General features: G+C 39.3%; 15 protein-coding genes. 6 read left to right on the forward strand and 9 right to left on the reverse strand.

Translation table 11 applies throughout. From position 1 onward, the window contains the following. Nucleotides 1-48: 48 nt before the first annotated feature. Both ACFG4S_RS29725 and ACFG4S_RS29730 read right to left on the reverse strand, forming a co-directional pair. Entirely contained in the window at nt 49-588 is a 540-nt protein-coding gene (locus tag ACFG4S_RS29725) for a DOMON-like domain-containing protein (RefSeq protein ID WP_392532485.1), read from the reverse strand. Continuing rightward, a complete protein-coding gene (locus ACFG4S_RS29730) occupies nt 585-1,703 on the reverse strand; it encodes a phosphotransferase enzyme family protein (RefSeq protein WP_392532486.1) in 1,119 nt (372 codons plus the stop codon). The genes ACFG4S_RS29725 and ACFG4S_RS29730 overlap by 4 nt, the downstream gene beginning before the upstream one ends. 361 nt (nt 1,704-2,064) lie before the next feature. Here ACFG4S_RS29730 and ACFG4S_RS29735 point away from each other — a divergent pair, with 361 nt between their 5' ends. The 3 genes from ACFG4S_RS29735 to ACFG4S_RS29745 all read left to right on the forward strand — a co-directional run bounded on the left by ACFG4S_RS29735 (nt 2,065) and on the right by ACFG4S_RS29745 (nt 4,945). Next, nucleotides 2,065-4,095 carry an FAD-dependent oxidoreductase gene (locus ACFG4S_RS29735; protein ID WP_392532487.1) on the forward strand — a complete coding sequence of 677 codons (2,031 nt, stop codon included), beginning with the start codon at nt 2,065-2,067 and terminating at the stop codon, nt 4,093-4,095. A 196-nt stretch (nt 4,096-4,291) separates the two neighbouring features. Beyond that, nucleotides 4,292-4,618, forward strand: coding sequence for an ATP-dependent Clp protease adapter ClpS (clpS, locus tag ACFG4S_RS29740; RefSeq protein WP_392532488.1), 327 nt, complete (start codon nt 4,292-4,294; stop codon nt 4,616-4,618). Nucleotides 4,619-4,624: 6 nt separating this feature from the next. Next, nucleotides 4,625-4,945: a DUF2103 domain-containing protein gene (locus tag ACFG4S_RS29745; RefSeq protein WP_392532489.1), complete on the forward strand. Its 321-nt coding sequence runs from the start codon at nt 4,625-4,627 to the stop codon at nt 4,943-4,945. A gap of 70 nt (nt 4,946-5,015) precedes the next feature. Here ACFG4S_RS29745 and ACFG4S_RS29750 read toward each other — a convergent pair whose 3' ends face one another. The 4 genes from ACFG4S_RS29750 to ACFG4S_RS29765 form a co-directional block, all read right to left on the reverse strand. Continuing rightward, the gene (locus ACFG4S_RS29750) at nt 5,016-5,336 is read right to left on the reverse strand and encodes a hypothetical protein (protein ID WP_392532490.1); all 321 of its coding nucleotides are present in this window, start codon (nt 5,334-5,336) and stop codon (nt 5,016-5,018) included. A gap of 205 nt (nt 5,337-5,541) precedes the next feature. Then, complete coding sequence (locus tag ACFG4S_RS29755) at nt 5,542-6,030, reverse strand: molybdenum cofactor biosynthesis protein MoaE (RefSeq protein ID WP_392532491.1); 489 nt, start codon at nt 6,028-6,030, stop codon at nt 5,542-5,544. A gap of 409 nt (nt 6,031-6,439) precedes the next feature. Beyond that, on the reverse strand, nt 6,440-6,868 hold the full coding sequence (locus tag ACFG4S_RS29760; protein ID WP_392532492.1) for a KTSC domain-containing protein: 429 nt from the start codon (nt 6,866-6,868) through the stop codon (nt 6,440-6,442). Nucleotides 6,869-6,996: 128 nt separating this feature from the next. After that, nucleotides 6,997-7,842, reverse strand: a complete 846-nt coding sequence (locus ACFG4S_RS29765) for a class I SAM-dependent methyltransferase (RefSeq protein ID WP_392532493.1) — start codon at nt 7,840-7,842, stop codon at nt 6,997-6,999. Nucleotides 7,843-7,916: 74 nt separating this feature from the next. Here ACFG4S_RS29765 and ACFG4S_RS29770 point away from each other — a divergent pair, with 74 nt between their 5' ends. After that, nucleotides 7,917-8,270: a cupin domain-containing protein gene (locus tag ACFG4S_RS29770; protein ID WP_392532494.1), complete on the forward strand. Its 354-nt coding sequence runs from the start codon at nt 7,917-7,919 to the stop codon at nt 8,268-8,270. A 9-nt stretch (nt 8,271-8,279) separates the two neighbouring features. On the opposite strand, the gene ACFG4S_RS29775 is transcribed toward ACFG4S_RS29770, so the two are convergent. Beyond that, nucleotides 8,280-9,896 carry a 2-isopropylmalate synthase gene (locus ACFG4S_RS29775; RefSeq protein ID WP_392536108.1) on the reverse strand — a complete coding sequence of 539 codons (1,617 nt, stop codon included), beginning with the start codon at nt 9,894-9,896 and terminating at the stop codon, nt 8,280-8,282. A gap of 76 nt (nt 9,897-9,972) precedes the next feature. Here ACFG4S_RS29775 and ACFG4S_RS29780 point away from each other — a divergent pair, with 76 nt between their 5' ends. Further along, nucleotides 9,973-10,653 (forward strand): GntR family transcriptional regulator, encoded by a 681-nt coding sequence (locus tag ACFG4S_RS29780; RefSeq protein WP_392532495.1) that lies wholly within the window; start codon nt 9,973-9,975, stop codon nt 10,651-10,653. An 84-nt stretch (nt 10,654-10,737) separates the two neighbouring features. Further along, nucleotides 10,738-11,157 carry a hypothetical protein gene (locus ACFG4S_RS29785; protein WP_392532496.1) on the forward strand — a complete coding sequence of 140 codons (420 nt, stop codon included), beginning with the start codon at nt 10,738-10,740 and terminating at the stop codon, nt 11,155-11,157. Nucleotides 11,158-11,216: 59 nt separating this feature from the next. On the opposite strand, the gene ACFG4S_RS29790 is transcribed toward ACFG4S_RS29785, so the two are convergent. Beyond that, nucleotides 11,217-11,909, reverse strand: coding sequence for a nuclear transport factor 2 family protein (locus ACFG4S_RS29790; protein WP_392532497.1), 693 nt, complete (start codon nt 11,907-11,909; stop codon nt 11,217-11,219). Between the two features lie 446 nt (nt 11,910-12,355). Beyond that, nucleotides 12,356-17,779, reverse strand: a complete 5,424-nt coding sequence (locus tag ACFG4S_RS29795; RefSeq protein ID WP_392532498.1) for an AAA family ATPase — start codon at nt 17,777-17,779, stop codon at nt 12,356-12,358. Nucleotides 17,780-18,013: the final 234 nt, after the last annotated feature.

An 18,013-nucleotide genomic window follows, 5' to 3' on the forward strand; every position in this document is an offset into this window, starting at 1 on the left:
CTCAGGAGTCGATCCCTATAGTATTCGCATATTAATTTCAGACATAACTCACAACTCAACAATAAAACTATCTCGCAAATGAAAATCAGCCTCCGCGCCTCTATGAATTAACGCCCAGTAACTCACCTCACTATCTCTATGTTTAATAACGGTAGTAATGGCAACTTCAATAGCTTCTTCTGCCAAGATAATTTTATCTAAATCAACATTTAAAGCTAGTGTTAAATTATCAGCTTTATTTTTAACATTAAATGTCAATGTTGTAAAAGCTTTTTCCTCTTGCATTCCTTGACGGTATCCATCAAAGCGATAAACATTCCAGTGTCCGGCAGGGGAGAGGTTAAATTCCCAATATTCTGGAGAATTTTTGATGCCCAAAAAAAACTCAAAGCACGTATCTTTCCACAATTCATGCTTGCGTGATGGTGTATTTGATGGTGGGTTGATGGCAATTTCTTTTAAATCGCCTGCAAGCATATAACAGATGGTAAGTTGATGAGAATTTCGAGCAATATCACCGACAATTTTCAAATTAGCTAGGGATTCTGTAGAAGGAAACGGTTGCAGAGAAAATGTCTGGTTATTCATTTAATATCTTTGATAATTTTGCGAATCTGTATTTCTTGGGATTCGATACTCTCGGTTAATTTAAATTGCACGATCGCCCTTGCTAAATTATGTTCTGGGTGCTTCACTTTAAAATAGACATTTCCGGCTAAATAATCAGCAAAAAATCTCAATCCTAATTCAAAGGCGATGAGACGAATTGCATCGTAGATGTAGGCATAATCATTGTCGGTGAGAAACGCCTTTGCTACACCGAGATAACCTGCTAAAATTTCCTTGCACAGATCAGTATCAAAATAAACATTTTCCCACTTCTCCGTTTCTTCTCCACCCGGATTGCAACCCGATCGCAAACAATCGCCAATATCGTAATGTACTAAACCGGGTTTCACTGTGTCGAGGTCGATCACACTGACGGCTTGCTGGGTAGCAATGTCGAACATGACATTATTTATTTTTGGATCGCCATGCATCAAACGTAGAGGTAATTTGCCTTCAGCTTTCGCATTTTCTAGGATATGTGCAAAAATTTGGCGATCGCTAACAAACTGCAAGCAATAATTAATCTCAATATTTTTACTTACATTACTTATCGCTAAAACTTCCTCGTAATGTTGGAGGTAAAGCGGTGTAATATGGAAACCTTCGAGAGTATCGGCAAGTTTTTCTGGTGGTAAATCGCTGATCAGATTGTGGAACATTCCCAAGGCATAACCGATTTCTTGGGCGTGTGAGCGATCGTGCATAGTATCAAAAGATTGTGAGCCTTCAATAAAGCTAATCGCCCGCCAAAAGGAACCATCTACATCTTTCCAGTGGTCTTGAGCATTCTTGGTTAGTAATACTCGCGGTACTTCCCAGCGACGATTCAGAGGAGTAGATTGTAATCTTTTACGAACATGCTCCGTAAACATACACATGTTCTGCATAATTAGTTGAGGCTGACGAAAAACCTGTGTATTAATCCGTTGTAGGACAAAATGCTGCAATTCTAAAGAATCCAGAGTCACCAAGAAGGTGTCATTGATATTACCACTTCCAAAGGCTTTAACGTCTGTAACCTTACCCTGTTGGGCGAATTGATCGGCGATCGCCACCAAATTTTCTGTACCCTGTGTATTCAATTCTTTTATCATGTTCGTGTTTGACCTGCACTATTGCTCATCTACCTTGCACAAAGGCAATAGGGGATATCCTAGCGCAAGTATCAAGATAATTTGTAATTCGTAATTTCAAACATCCTCTTAGCTTGACTTTATCCATTTTTTGGTATGAAAGCTTTGTGGGACAGTAGCTTTAGTTTTTCGATTTCACCGATAATCAGTGAGATGGAAAAAGTTTTTGCCAAAAAGTTAGGATTTTGCCAGATCAAGGGAACAGAAAACAGGAAAAACTGTTAAGCGTTCCCTTTTTTTGAGCAAAAATTTCTTGTGATCGACATTTGTTGAATGCTACCGTCTACAAGGTGACAGAGGATTTCAAGGGGTTTCTTTAACAATGAACCACAGACACAAAGTAGCTTTTGGCTTGACATCGCTAATTAGTCTCAATTTAATATCTAGTTTTGTTGCATTTAATGGGGTGAACGCTACACCACCGAAAACGCCAGATAAAAGTGTCAATTGCGAGATTTTAGTTGTGGGTGGTGGACTATCGGGTGTGGCTACAGCTTACGAAGGTTTACTTGCAGGACGAACGGTTTGTCTCACAGAAATTACCGATTGGCTAGGAGGACAAATTTCTGCTCAAGGGACATCTGCGTTAGATGAACGTCCAACCCAACGAGCTCTTAAATTCTATTCTCGCGGCTACTTAGAATTGCGAAACCGCATTGGGCGTAAATACGGTAAACTTAACCCTGGTGATTGCTGGGTAAGTGAATCTTGTTTTCTTCCCCGTGATGCTCACAACATTTTGATTCAAATGCTTAAAGATGCCCAAAAGCAGGGCAAAGGTAAGCTGGAATGGTTTCCCAACACAGTAATTAAGGATTTAGAAATCAGTGCTGATGGCAAAATAATTAATAGTGCGATCGCTATTCAACATCAACCAGCAAAAGGCGCACCAGCCCTCAATACTTTTACGTTATCTCAAGTTATTGAAGACGCCTATACCTACAATAACTCGTCTCGATTTACCAAAACTATTGTCCGTTTTGTTCCCAAGACAGTTAAAGAGGATGCTCCAAAATGGTACGTCGTAGACGCCAGCGAAACTGGGGAAATTATCGCCCTAGCTGATGTCCCCTATAGATTGGGTATTGATGGGCGTTCTTACCTAGAACCTTCAGCTTCCAGTGCCACCAACGATCCCTATTGCCCTCAAGGCTTTACCTACACCTTTGCAATGGAGGCAACTAAGGAACCGCAACCGCAGAAAATGCCTCCATTTTATGGACAATACTCGTCATATTTCAGCTATGAATTAACCAGACTAGCTAATTTCGACTTAGTTTTTACCTACCGTCGCATTTGGAATCCCCACAAAGGTAAACCAGCAAAATTCGGTGGTGTAAACTTTACCGCGCCGACACCAGGGGATATCTCGATGCAAAACTGGACTTGGGGTAATGACTATCGCCCCGGAACAGCTAATGATAACCTAATTTATACCCGCCAACAGCTAGAGGCTACTGGGCAGTTACAACCAGGAGGTTGGATGGGAGGGCTGCGAACAGAAACCCTCCACAAAGCTGAGGAAAATGCCCTATCTTTCTATTACTGGCTGGTAGCTGGGACTACAGATTCTCAACTAGGGGAAGGTGTCAAGCAGCAACAAAGTAATAATCGCTTGTTATCAGGGCTAAATTCCCCAATGGGGACAGTGCATGGCTTATCGAAATACCCATATATGCGAGAAGGACGCCGCATCATTGGCCGCCCTAGCTGGGGACAACCAGCAGGTTTTACTATCGGGGAAATTGATATTTCTCGGCGAAATTACAATGACGAGTATTACCGCAAAACTTTGCCAGGAGATATGTATCGGCAGTTAATAGCCGCAGTGGCTGGATTAGAAGCTACATCTGTAATTGCGGGTGAAATCTCACCAGACAAAGCAATGCGCCGGACTCGTTCTACCATCTTCCCCGATGCTGTGGGTATTGGTCACTATGCCATAGATTTTCATCCTTGTATGACAAATAGTCCTCCAGAAGCCCCTGGGAATACAGAACGTGCTGGAGAAAGACGTGGTGCTGGTCAAGCTTATCCCTTCCAAATTGCTCTGAGGGCAATGATTCCCCAGAAAATTGACAATTTGCTGGTGGGAGGTAAAAGCATTGCTACTAGTCATATTGCTGCTGCTGCCTATCGAGTACATTCATTTGAATGGTCAGCTGGCGCAGCTGCGGGGACTGTTGCTAGTTTTGCCATCAAAAATGCGATCGCACCCTACCAACTAGTCGATGACTTGCCCAAACCAGAACCACAACTGGAAGCACTCAAAAAGTTGTTAGAACAAAATGGCAACCCCACCGCCTTCCCCGATACATCCATTTTTAACGAAAACTGGGATAATTGGCGGTAGGGGATTGAGTACTGGGTATTGGGGACTAGGTACTGGGCATTGAAAATTTACCCATTACCCATTACTTATTCCATTCCCTACTCCGTCATCTTCCCCAGTCCCCAGTCCCTAGTCCCTAGTCCCTAGTCGCCAGACAATAGACTAGACTAGTTACTTGTAATGTAGTTTTGTAAAATCCTATTGACTAAATTGTTCTATGGTTACGACACTTTCAGCAGATGTTTACGGGATGGCCACAGCACCAACTGTAGCTCCTGAACGGTCTAATCAAGTTACCCGTAAGACTTATCCGAATTACAAAGTGATTGTATTAGACGATGATTTTAATACATTCCAACATGTGGCTGAATGTTTGATGAAATATATTCCAGGAATGAGTGGCGATCGCGCCTGGGATCTAACTAATCAGGTACACTATGAAGGTCAAGCGATCGTCTGGGTTGGTCCCCAAGAACCTGCGGAACTTTATCACCAGCAGCTGCGCCGCGCAGGTTTGACAATGGCACCTTTAGAAGCAGCTTAAATCATTATGGGCAAACCCACCGCAGATCCTGACCGAACGGCTTCGCAAAAAGCTGCCAGACTAGTTTGGAACCACTCCACACACCTTTCTGGACTTATCCCAATTTTAGAACGTCTGTGTCAACAGGATGGTATCCAAACTGTCACGCCCGGAGTCATTGGACGAGTCAGAGGTCATTGCCCAAAAATGCAACTGCGCGTGTCAGTACCAATTCGAGGTGGCTACAAAGTCATCGCACGCCAGGGGAAAACAGTGCAAGAAGTATTTATTTTAACTACTTTGACCCAAGAACAATTAGAGGCGGGATTAGCGATCGCTATGAGATGATAATTCTGTCATGTGTCATTGGTCATTTGTGAAAAGCTACTATAATACCCAATGCTCGATGCCCCATACCCTATTCCTCGACACGATGTACTGCAAATTTATGTAGCGGCAGACTAACTATGCAAGAAAATGTTAAGAAATATGACAGAGCGGTAGTTATTCTTAAAGTCATTAATACAGATTCCCATTCGGATAAAACTATTTTTTCTATGCCGAAAGCAATACAATAAACTAACCAATAAGAAAAGCTCATTCTAAACAAAATGCACTCTGTTTCTTCCACATCATTTTTTTGATGCTTCCCATCCCAGAGTAATGCTAGCCCAATGATGCAAGCTACAAAAGAAACACCAACTACAAATTCGTGAGAAAATATATTTAACGAATGCATTTGTATTTATCTCCACATTCTTTATATTAAAATTCAGTCTAAAGGAATATTCCTTGGAGAAATACAAAATATTTACAAACCTCAATAAAATCAGGGAGTTGATGTAAACAAATGCAACATATAAATAATCATTTGTGATTTGTCCGTTGTGCGTTGTCCTTTTTTATTCACAAATGACAAATGACAAATGACAAATGACAAATAACTAAGAACAATTTTCTCCTAACTGTTCGCAAGCAGCAATACTCACCCAGCGGCTAGAACCATCTTCCCAATGTTCTTTTTTCCATATAGGTGCATTGTGTTTAAGGGTATCAATAGCATAGCGGCAAGCTTCAAATGCCTCATTACGGTGAGGACACCCGACTGCTACTAAAACGCTGATTTCCCCAACTCGCAAACGTCCGATGCGATGATGAATTGCTACTCGATTCACATCAGATGCAGATAAACGAATATCAGCAGCAATTTGATAAAATATTTGCAATGCCATCGGTTCGTAAGCTTGATATTCTAAGGCAACCACAGGTTTACCGTCGGTTTGATTCCGAACCATTCCACTCATCACAACCACAGCCCCATTAGCTGGATCGTCAGACTTTGTGTAAATATCTTCAAGAGACAATGGTGCAAAGCTAATAGCAAAACTATCTTCAGTTCTTGGTTTAACAGGAGAGGCAAATGTAGTTGTCATAACTGGGTTGATATTATGTGGGCTTTTTCTATTCTCCCCGAACAAAGCACTGCCGATCTATCTTGACTTGCTTTTGGTGTTTGCTCAAATACCCAAAATTTGGCATTGCTGAATAAGGGGATGATTGTGGCTGAGACGGCGACGCGGTGACTATGTATTGATTGATCCAAATTCTCAAATCATCCCCCAATTATGCGACGCCCAAAATTTGCTGTTATCATCGTTTAAGCGTTCGTCGGTTTCTGGCAACCTTACACAACGCAAGAATTATTGAACACTTTATATGCAGTTATTAAGCTGATGCGTGTCTAAAGTATATAAACACTCTTGATGGTCGTTGACTGTTAACTGTTGACGGGTTTTCAGTCATCAGTCATCAGGTAAATGTACAAATTAAATGCGTAACAGCTTAATCATTAGTATAATCAGCGTTATCTATCCGATCGCATTCATATCTACCTTTGATCTCGCAATTGAAAAAGCTGCCAATTGAATCAGCGGAATGTAAATCTTCCCAAGTATCCTCGTCTACGCCTAAGTACTGATAAATGGCTCCATTTTGAAATTGAACTTGCAAAATTTGTTCGTCGCTATGGTAGCCTACAGCAGCTGCCATTGTTGAGCTAACTGGTAACATCGCAATTGGTTCTTCTTCAAAGTGTAGTGCAGTAGTTTCAGCGATCGCCTCGTTTAGTTCTTGCAATCCTTCATAAGCTTGTATCGGTGCCGGAATTTCCAAAAACTCTATTTCGTCGCCTCTATCGAGTAACAACTGCAAATATCCATCAGAGTGAGCGATCGCTACTAAACTGCTCAAGTCTACCTTAGATAGCCTCATTTATTTTATGCTCTCCTATTGGCGTAGTCGGGAGTGTTAAAGTTTTATACAACACGAAATTATTTATAGTATAAATGTACTATAAAAATGGTTGTTTGTCAAGCTTTTACTGAGGCTAAGAATCTTGCTTATCGGCTGTAGTTTATTGGTTTGCGCCCAAAGGTATAAAAGATTGTCATATCATTCCAGATGCCTTGTTCAGTTACTAATGTTTCCAGTTCTGCGTCAAATTCTGCCTTAACTTGCTGTATTTGCTCAGATGAAAGTTGTGACAGGGGATTTGGGAATTGTCCGGGTGCTGGATGAGAACCGCCAGTCCACATTTGTTTTGCTTGCTCTAGACTGATATATTTACCGTCTGGCTCAACTTTAATGTCAATCTCCTCAAAGCTTGCTGTTGCCATTAGTTCGTGGCATTTTGCAACTGTGCCTGTTGGTTCGCTGAATGCCAGTGAAACACCATACTTTTGGGCGACCTTCTGCGAAATTACGCCTTCCACAAAAGCAGTGTCTGCAAATGCATGAAAGCCAATTAAGCCCCCAGGTTTCAGTAAATGACGCCAAAGGCTTAATGCACCAGGGATGTCAGCCATCCAAATCAGAGCCGAGGAACACAGTACCACATCAAAACTGTTAGCTGGAAAGTTGAGTTTTTCGGCATCTGCGAGTACAAGCTGAATATTATTTAGTCCCAACGCCTCAATTTTGCGTTTTGCCCGATCGAGCATTCCAGTTGAAATGTCAACTCCAACAACTTGACCTGCAAAACCTACAAGCTGTGCTGCTTCAATCGCCACCATACCTGTGCCAGTTGCAATGTCCAACACATACTGTCCTTGGCTAATGCGTGCATGTTCAACCAGACGATGAGCAATTCGAGGATGCCAATCGCCTTCATCATAAGTTTGGCTTCTGCGACTGTATAGATCTGCAATGTGTTGCTTGTATTCATTGAGATTGAGTTGTTGATTCATAATTGTCTTGCAATAGTGTCTTTTCTTTTACATAATGCTAGAACATTGATTCAGTATTGAAAACAGTAAACAAAATGTCAGAACAAAGCTTTATTCAAACTGACTCTGAGCGATTGCTCGATATTGAGCAGTTTCCTGGCGCGAAGTTTTTGCCTTTAGCTGAGCCTGTACCGCAAGGTTCAATACACCTGTTGACAATGAAAGCGGGTACTACGATTCCTATTCATACTCATCCTTGCGATGAGTATGTTTATGTGATGAAAGGAGTTGTGGAAACTGGGGGAAAAAGTTGTTCTGCGGGAATTTTTTGGTTCACCCCAGCCCACACCCAACAAGGTCCCCACGTAGCGATCGCCGATGTGGAAATACTCACGATTCGCCTTGGGGCAATGGGCGTATTTGAGTCATCTGCCCCAGATGCAATTTAGCGATCGCCTTTACCCAGAAACCATCGCAGTGTCAACCGTCTGAGGCTGAGATTTCTCAATCTGCAAGTAACGATAAAGACGATTCAGGGCATTCATATGGGCATAAGCTGCCGCTACCACAATATCAGTATCAGATGCTTGTCCGGAGAAGATCCGCTCCTCATACCTCAAGCGAACTGTGACGGTTCCCAGTGCATCAATACCGCCAGTCACAGATTGCACCGAAAATTCAATTAGTTGATTGGGAATCTGCACCAATCGATTGATTGCTTGATACACTGCATCCACTGGCCCCGTACCTACACTTGCATCCGTGAGGATTTTGCCTTCAGGAGTGACAATTGTGATGGTTGCAGTGGGGCAAGTGCAGTCACCGCAGATTACTTGGACGTGTTCAATTTGAAAGCCACTTTCTATTTGAATTTGGGTTTCATCTCGAGCGATCGCCTCTAAATCCCAATCCGATATCTCTTTCTTCTTATCAGCGACTTCTTTGAACCGATTGAAGGCTTTGTTCAAGTCTGCTTCGTTCAGTTCAAAACCCAATTCCTTCAGTCTGGTACGGAAAGCATTTCTTCCCGAATGCTTGCCTAAAACAATACGATTTTCTGGCAAACCGATGGTAGCAGCTTCCATAATTTCGTAGGTTTCGCGGTGCTTAATAATCCCATCTTGGTGAATTCCCGATTCATGGGCGAAAGCATTTGCCCCAACGATCGCTTTATTTGGCTGAATCAACATTCCAGTTAGTTGAGAAACCAAGGATGAAGTTTTGTAAATCTCTTGGGTTTTGATATTGGTTAAAGAGACATCTGATTCAACAGAACGGCCAAAATAAGGGTTAAAAAAGGGTTTGCGAACCTGCAACGCCATGACAATTTCTTCCAATGCCGCATTCCCGGCTCGTTCGCCAATGCCATTAATCGTACATTCCACCTGACGGACGCCATATTCAATTGCTGCTAAGGCGTTAGCTGTCGCCAAACCCAAGTCATTTTGGGTGTGAATGGAAAGAATTACTCCCTCAATGTTGGGAACATGCGAGCGAATTCCCTGAATTAAATTACCAATTTCTTTCGGCGTGCAGTAACCAACCGTATCAGGAATGTTAATTGTACTGGCACCAGCGGCGATCGCTCTTTCCAAAACTTCATAAAGAAACTCTGGTTCAGTGCGACTCGCATCCATTGGTGAAAATTCTACATCGTCTACAAACGATTTGGCATAGGCAATCATTTCTGATGCGATCGCCAATACTTCGCTGCGGGATTTTTTCAACTGATATTTCAAGTGAATATCAGAGGTAGAAATCATTGTGTGGATTCTCGGACGAGCCGCGCCTTTCAAGGCTTCGGCGGCTGCTTGAATGTCTTGGCGAACAGCTCTTGCCAAACTGCAAATTATTGGACTACCAGGTATCCCGACTTGTTGGGCAATGGTTTTCACAGCTTGAAAATCTCCAGGACTAGCAGCGGCAAAACCTGCTTCAATCACATCGACGCCAAGGAGAGACAGTTGATGAGCGATCGCTAATTTCTCTTCTACATTCAAGGTTGCGCCTGGTGACTGTTCGCCATCCCGTAGCGTGGTGTCGAAGATGATAATTCGGTCTGGTTGAGATGCAATGCTCATAACTGTCTCCCGAAGAATACTATTCTGGATATTGTATACAATTTTATGTATATTGTATACAATATAAAATATGAACTTAAATGATTTAGCAGCTAACGTGCTGCAACAACAACGCAGTACTCCAGATTTAATTGCCGATGCTTTGCGGGAAGCGATTCTGCGGGGAATTTTTCAGGAAGGACAATCCCTGAGACAGGATGAAATCGCCACTCAGTTTGGAGTTAGCCGCATTCCCGTGCGTGAGGCGCTGAAGCAGCTAGAAGCAGAAGGATTGGTGACACTGCATCTAAATCGTGGTGCTATAGTATCGGTGTTGACAGCCTTAGAGGCGCAAGAAATCTGTGAAATTCGTAGCGCCTTGGAAGTAAAAGCGATGCAGTTGGCAATTCCCAAGTTGAGGGAAACAGATATAGAAAAAGCTGCTGTGATTTTATCAGCAACAGAACAAGCAAGTGATGCTGGTGCCTTGGCAAAACTCAACTGGGAATTTCATGCGACGCTGTATGCTACTGCCGAACGTCCGCGGTTGTTGGGGATGATTAAAACTTTACACGTTAATTGCGATCGCTATGTTCGGGTACAATTAGCCCAGATGGATTACCAAGAGCGATCGCAAAAAGAACATTATCAACTCTTAGATGCTTGTCGCCAGCGCGATTCAAAAACTGCTATTCGGCTACTAAAACGACACATTGACACTGCTGGAGAACAGCTAGTTGCATACTTGCAGCAAATTGCTAAGAAAGGCTGATTTTTGTTGAAACGAGATGATCTACCAGAACAGACCCAACAGGAAATTTACACTATCCTATCAGAGAAGTCAGTCGGGTCATCCATGAAAAAATTGATCCAGCGTCTTAACGCATTGCTCAAACGTATCCTGAAAAAATATTCATCCAATTCTCAGCAACCATCGCCTTTAATAAATGTTCGCCCATTAGACACTTCCATTCCTACTGTTGCTGTGCAATGGGAATCTGGTTTGGTACTTGTGTGTTCGCAATGTGCAAACGAGCAATCAGGCTCAACAGCTTCCGCAAACTTAGAGAATTGGTTGAAATCGTGCCTGAAGTTTGAGGGATTATGGGGTGAATTTCGGGTAGTTAGCACCAGTTGTTTAGGAGTTTGTCCGCGAATGGGGATTACTGTGGTGGTTGTCAGTAATGCAACTGGTGGGAAGAGTCCATGCTTAATTGTAAACCCTCGGAGCGATCGCGAACTTCTCTACTCATACATCAAACATCACAAAGGTTAAAAAGTAAAAAGCAAAATTTGCTTTTTACTTTTTATTTTTACCGTGTCCAGTCGTAAATATTAATGCTTTAAGCGAGGTATATTTGGTCTGACAAAGGTACTTTCAGAATCAGTGCTTTCAGAATTAGTAGTTAAAGAATTAGTGGTTCGGGCATTAGTGCTTGAGGAATTAGTCGTTGGGGAACTCAGATTTAAGAAATCGATGAGTTTGAGAGTACGATTACGGATTTGCCACTTTCCATTTTTCTTGACAACTTCATCTTCATAAGTGCCATTAGCAACATCAATACTAGTTTCCGAACGTTTGTGAGTCGCATGGAGGTAAGAAGTCATCGTTGCGTCATTACCTTGAACTGAAATGTTTATCGTACCCATTAAGTGTTGAGTAGCTGTATAACCATTTCCTTGGAATACTGAAGAGACAAAATCTGCCCAAGAATCTGTCCCATAACGTGTTTCACTCGCGCCATCAGGAAAAATGGCAGTGAGGACTGCATCCTGAGTAAAACACTTCCGATAAATATTCTTTCCCTCTAGCAGATTTCCTCTACCAATAGCATCAGTTCCCAGTGAGTAACAGGATGCTAATTGTTGAATCTCAAATTCCGCGTTAGGTTGAGTTGCACTTGCTAATTCAAATCTACCTCCAATAAACAGCACAAGACTGACTGCAACCACCATCAAAGCTATATTTTTTAACAAAAACGAGATAGCCTTTGAAACAATTTGCCCATTTTCTCTTCTTTTTTCCACAAGATAACTCCCTTAATTTTTACAAGTTTCGTATCTTGTACTTTGCCATAACTGAAAGTGAAAGCTAATAACTTTAGCTCATAAAAGGTTGCTAAAATCATTGCATAATCCACTCTATCTGATATGAAAGATCAGCCAAATGAGGCATTTTCTAGTAAATGATAAAGCTAGTACAAGATTTGATGCATATCACCATTTATAACAGACAAATAACTATTTTTAAGTGTTGATTTAAACGAAGAGTGTGTTGATTTGATTAAGTAAGAAAGTTGCTACTTAGATATTTTTATAAACAGCAAAGTAACTTTTTATTTGAGCAATTGTTCTAACTCAAATAGAATTACTATAGCAATTATGAATTATTCGTGATAAATAACATCTCCCACTTCTCAAAGAAATCGGGAATCTTGGGTAAAGATTAGATATTTTCTTGATGTGTAAGTCCGTTATTCTCCAGAGATGGGAATAGAAATAATAAATTCTGTTCCTTCTCCTAAGACTGATTCACAAATCAAATTACCTGTGTGGTTTTCTACTATAATTTGGCGACTAATAGATAATCCTAATCCTGTCCCTTTACCTACAGATTTGGTAGTAAATAGATTTTCAAAAATGCAGGTTTTAACTTCTTCTGACATTCCCTTAGCATTATCTTGAATCTTAATTACCACATTTTTGCTATCTTCATTTAACTGAGTGAAGATAGTTATAATATTAGGATATTTTTCTTCTATTTCTAGAAAATCACGACCGATGTTTGCTTCTTCTAAGGCATCGATAGCATTTGCTAGAATATTCATAAATACCTGATTCAGTTGCCCCAAATAGCATTTTACTAATGGGATATCTCCATAATTTTTAATTACCTTAATGGCTGGACGATTATGATCTGCTTTGAGACGATGCTGTAAAATCATTAAAGTACTATCAATACCTTCATGAATATTCGCTAATACTTTAGAGGTAGTATCAGCACGCGAGAAAGTACGGAGAGACGTACTAATATTACGAATACGCTGTGTTCCCACTGTCATTGCATCAATCATTTTTGGTAAATCTTTTAGCAGGAAATCTATATCTATTTCTTCAGCTTTCTCTTCAATTTCAGTGCCAGGATTGGGGAATTTTTTGCGGTAAAGTTGCAGATAGTCAATTAAATCTTTAACAGTATCTTTTGCTTGGGCAATACTACCTGTAATAAAACCAATGGGATTGTTGATTTCGTGTGCTACACCTGCAACTAAATTTCCCAGAGAAGACATTTTTTCGCTTTGGATAATTTGTAGTTGTGCCTCTTGGAAATCTTTAATTAACTGTTCTAACTCTCTAGATTTTTCTTGTGCTTTTGTGTACAGTCGGGCATTTTCTATAGCAATCGCCATTTGAGAAACTAAGACTTTTAATACTTCTACCCTTTCTGGAACAAAAGCTCCTGATGATAACTGGTTTTCTAAATAAATAATTCCTGTAAGCCGTGATTGATAAATAATCGGCAAACAAAAGATTGATTTGGTTTGAAATTCCTGAATATAAATATCAAAGTTAAAAGGTTCTGCAATTATTGCATCATTTAATACAATATATTGTTGAGTTCGGAAAACATAATTAATGACAGATAGTGGTATATGATATGTTTCAACAGGAATAGATCGTAAAACTGTTACTGTATTATCAGTACTATTCCCAGAAGCTTCTATATATAGTTGATTATCTTTGACTAAGAGTAGTACTGCTTTTTGTGCGGCAGCGTTTTCTAGCAAAATTCTGATTAACTTGCCTAATAAATTTTCTAAAACAATTTCATTGGTAATTGCTTGCGAAAACTTGATGAATGCATTAAAGTCTAAAAAATCACTCAAGCTACTATTAGTAGTCGTGGTAGTAGTAAGGTGGATTTTATCTAGTTTGGAACTAGAAGTTTCTAGAGTAGTAGTTTGTCCTACTAGAAAAGCATACTTTAATTCTAGATGTTTAACTTTAGCGATCGCCCCCCAACGAATATAGGCATAATACGCTTTAGTTATATACGTTTGAGAAATTAACTCTTTGCCTAGAGATTGATAAAATTTCCCAGCTAACTCATAAGCTAAAGCTTCTTCTTGGAGAAAACCATTTTCTTGAGATTTGGCAATAGAATTTTCATAGTAGTCCATTGCCTCCAGCTTTTGACCCAAAACTTGATATCGCTCTGCCTCCACAAGATAAAATCTATGTAGGTGATTTGTGGGAGCATGAGTAGCCCAGAGTTCCATTTTTTGCTGATTATCTCGGACTTTTACCAAAATAGTTTGCTGCTCAGACTCTTTCGCGGTATGATATATTGCCAAATGGGCTAAAGAATCGTAAAAATAGAAGAGTGGAACAACAAACAAGCCTGTAACACCACCTAAAGATTTTTCTGCGATCGCAGCATTTTCTACAGCTTTAAAATACTTCCCAAATAAGTAAGAAAGCATTAGCTTATTCACAAATAAATGGTTAATTGTATAAAGGTCATTTACTTGCTGATGAATTGGGAGCATACTTTGCTCGTCGTAGGCTTCTCCAATTAAACAGTCCACATTTTCAAAATTTCCTTTCAGATTCAAAACTGTCTGTAAATATACTAAGTTCCAAGTCAAAGCTACTTGTTGCTTGATTTTTTTCAACGAATCACAATAAGCTATTAGTTCTTTTTCTAAAACCCAAAGTTCCTTACCCAACCAAAATGAATGATAAGGATAAATGTAACCACAATAACCAGCATATTCCAAATCTCCAGTTTCCAAACCACTAGAATACCCTGCCATCGATAATGTTAATGTCTCTCTAATATGCTCTTTCCAATGCATAACATGAGCGCTAACAACCGTCAGAATTTTAGCCTTGAGTTCTTCAGCATTAAATTGCGACACTAAATTGGAAGCCAATTTACCAAATTCATAGCCAGAATCAATTTCTCCTTGAACTCCACAAAGAAGTAATCCATAAAGACTATAACCATAAGCAGATACAGCGGTATTGCCATATCTTAATGACAAATTGACCATTTTACAGACAATAATTGGCATCATTGCCGGAGCAGTTTGAAAAGCTGCGGGGAGAACTCCCATTAAGATTCTCATAGCTGCTATCTTGTTAGGATCGCTCATTAATGGTAAGTTAATTAAATCTCCAATGGCTTTCCCTTTCAAAGAAGCAGCAATTTCATCTATTCCTTCTTGAATATCAGTTAATGTTGGTTCACCTGGAAAACTTATTCCTAATAATTGTAGAGTTGATACTGCTATCTGAATAGCTTCGAGTTGCTTGCTTTGAATTATAGCAGCGATAATCCGTACTTCATAGACTTTCACTTTATCTAAAAGGATTTTCGCTTCTTGCTGGACTACCTCAGCCCATTGCTGCATTTGCTGAAAATTACCACTCAAATAGGCTACCTCTGCGGCTCCTTCATATAAACCTATAGTTAAAGTATATTCACTTTTCCAAGCGTCTATACTTAAAAGTTCTATCCCATTTGTAAAGTATTTAAGAGCAGCTTCATAAGCTGTAGAAGCCTTAGCTTTTCTTCCAGCAATTAAATTTAATCCTGCTAATTTAGTTTTTTGAGATTGCTCTATCAGGTTAACAATACCTACATTTAACTGATTGACAATATCAAAAATATTTGCTTCTATTTCCTCCTCAGGTATATTTTCTAGAAGCAATTGGCCAATTTTTAGATGAGTAGATTTTTTTTGTTCTTCTGGAATCAACGAATATGCTGCTTGTTGTACTCTATCATGCAAGAACTTATAACTCACCCGTGAACTATCGAAATTTAAATTAACCGCTTCTTCTTGATTAAAAACTAAAGGAATACGATAAGCTTCACTTAAAGGTAGAATTAATCCCGCTTGCAAAGCTGAGTGTAAATCATTTGCTGTCAAGGAAGGTGATTTTTCATTGACTATTGATAAAACATCCAGACTAAATCTATCGCCCACACAAGCTGCTAGTTTTAAAACTTCTTGGGTAATTTTTGGTAGCTTTTCAACCCGAGTAGCAACTAGTTCAACTACACTTTTATCCGTAATTCCAATTGCTTGAATATCTTCTATACTCCATTGCCATTTAGCATTATTAAAGTCAAATATTAAAAGTTTTTCTTGATAAAGCACCTGAAGTAATTGTGTAATAAAAAATGGATTACCACCTGTTTTATTACAAATTAATTCAGCTAATTGAATAATCTGCTGATTAAAAATACTGCTTTTTTCATCCTGATGAAACTCTGTTTTTTGTAAAGTTTCAGTAACTAACTGAGTCACATTTTGCAAATTTAAAGGTTGCAATACAAGATTATTGATAACTATGCCAGCATTCTTAATTTCTTCTATTTTTTGTATTAAAGGATGTGCTGGACTGACTTCATTATCTCTATATGCTCCAAGAAACAACAGATATTTACTGTCGGCATCAGTTATAAGTAATTGGATTAAATTTAATGTAGCTGAATCTGCCCATTGTAAATCATCTAAGAAGATGACCAATGGATGTTCTTTTTGAGTGAAAACTTGGATAAATTCTTTAAAAACGTGATTGAAGCGGTTTTGGGATTCTGTTGCTCCTATTTGAGCAACTTCCGGCTGTGTACCAATGATTAATTCTACTTCGGGAATTACGTCAGCGATCACTTTTCCATTTGATCCCAATGCTGATAATATTTTATAACGCCATATTTCTATTTGTTCGTTATTCTCTGTTAGCAAATATCGCATTAAATAAGCAAAAGCTTGAATTAAGGAAGCATAAGGTATATTTCGTTTTAGTTGGTCAAACTTACCAGAAATAAAATAACCTTGTCTATGAGTAATGGGTTTATTAACTTCGTTAACTAAAACTGATTTGCCAATGCCAGAATAGCCAGAAACTAGCATAATTTCACTAGTTCCAGATGTAACTCGCTCAAATGCAGCTAAGAGCTGATTAACTTGTTCTTCACGACCATATAATTTTTGCGGGATTAATAACTGGCTTAAAATATCTAAACGACCTGGAACAAAATCACTGATTTTACCATTAGTTTGTAGTTCTTTGAGACATAATTCTAAGTCTGCTAATAATCCTATAGCACTTTGATATCTGTCTTCAGCATTTTTTGCCATCAGCTTGATGACAATTTCTGAGATGGTGTTAGGAATTTGAGTATTTAATAACTGTGGGTTTATTGCTTGAACAGCAATGTGACTATAGACTATTTCTAGGGGATCTTGACTAATAAATGGTGTTTTATCGGTAAGCATTTCATATAAAGTTACGCCAAGAGAATAAAAATCAGTGCGATAATCAAGAATGCGATTCATTCTCCCAGTTTGTTCAGGAGACATATAGGCAAGTGTACCTTCAACACAGTTAGGGTTATTAAATTGGGGATTTTCTTTATTCAGGCGGGAGGCTATACCAAAGTCAGTGAGTTTAACGATACCTGTTTGGAAATTAACGATAATGTTACTAGGTTTAATATCTTTATGAATAATCTGGTTTTTATGTAAATAATCTAAAGCTTTAGTCAGTTGAATAACAATTTTTAAATGGTTAATTAAGTCAAGTTTTTCAGTTTGTAAAATTTGAGCTAAAGATTGTCCGCCAAAGTCTTCTAATAACAGTCCCAATCGATTGTCAAAGCTTTCTAGACTGATGGCTTTAACTATATTGGGATGGTCTAAATCTTGCTGAATTTGATATTCATTTTTCAGGCGAGTAAAAGTTTCAAGAGTAGGATATTCATTTTTCAGCAGCTTGAGAATAACTCGCTGTTGTGTCTTTGGCATTTGTGTCTGATAAATAATGGTTTGGATTCCTTCATGGAGAGTCGAGTTGATTTGGTATTCAGTAAGATTTGGCATTGATTTTTGACCATAATGTTAAAAAATTATCATCACCCCCGTTCTGTCCTGAAAGGGGTCTATTCTAATTATTCCCAGTACGTAGAAAATTATTAACATTGCGATTCAGTGTAAAAGGGTTGTAAATTAAAAAGCTGATTTCCCTTGTAACTGAGATGTTGCAGCATTCTCCATTTCTAACCGCTTACAGCTATTTTCAGGTAAATAACCACATTTTTTTATCTCACGCAGAGG

The organism is Nostoc sp. C117, from assembly GCF_043099735.1.
Taxonomy (GTDB): Bacteria; Cyanobacteriota; Cyanobacteriia; order Cyanobacteriales; family Nostocaceae; genus Nostoc.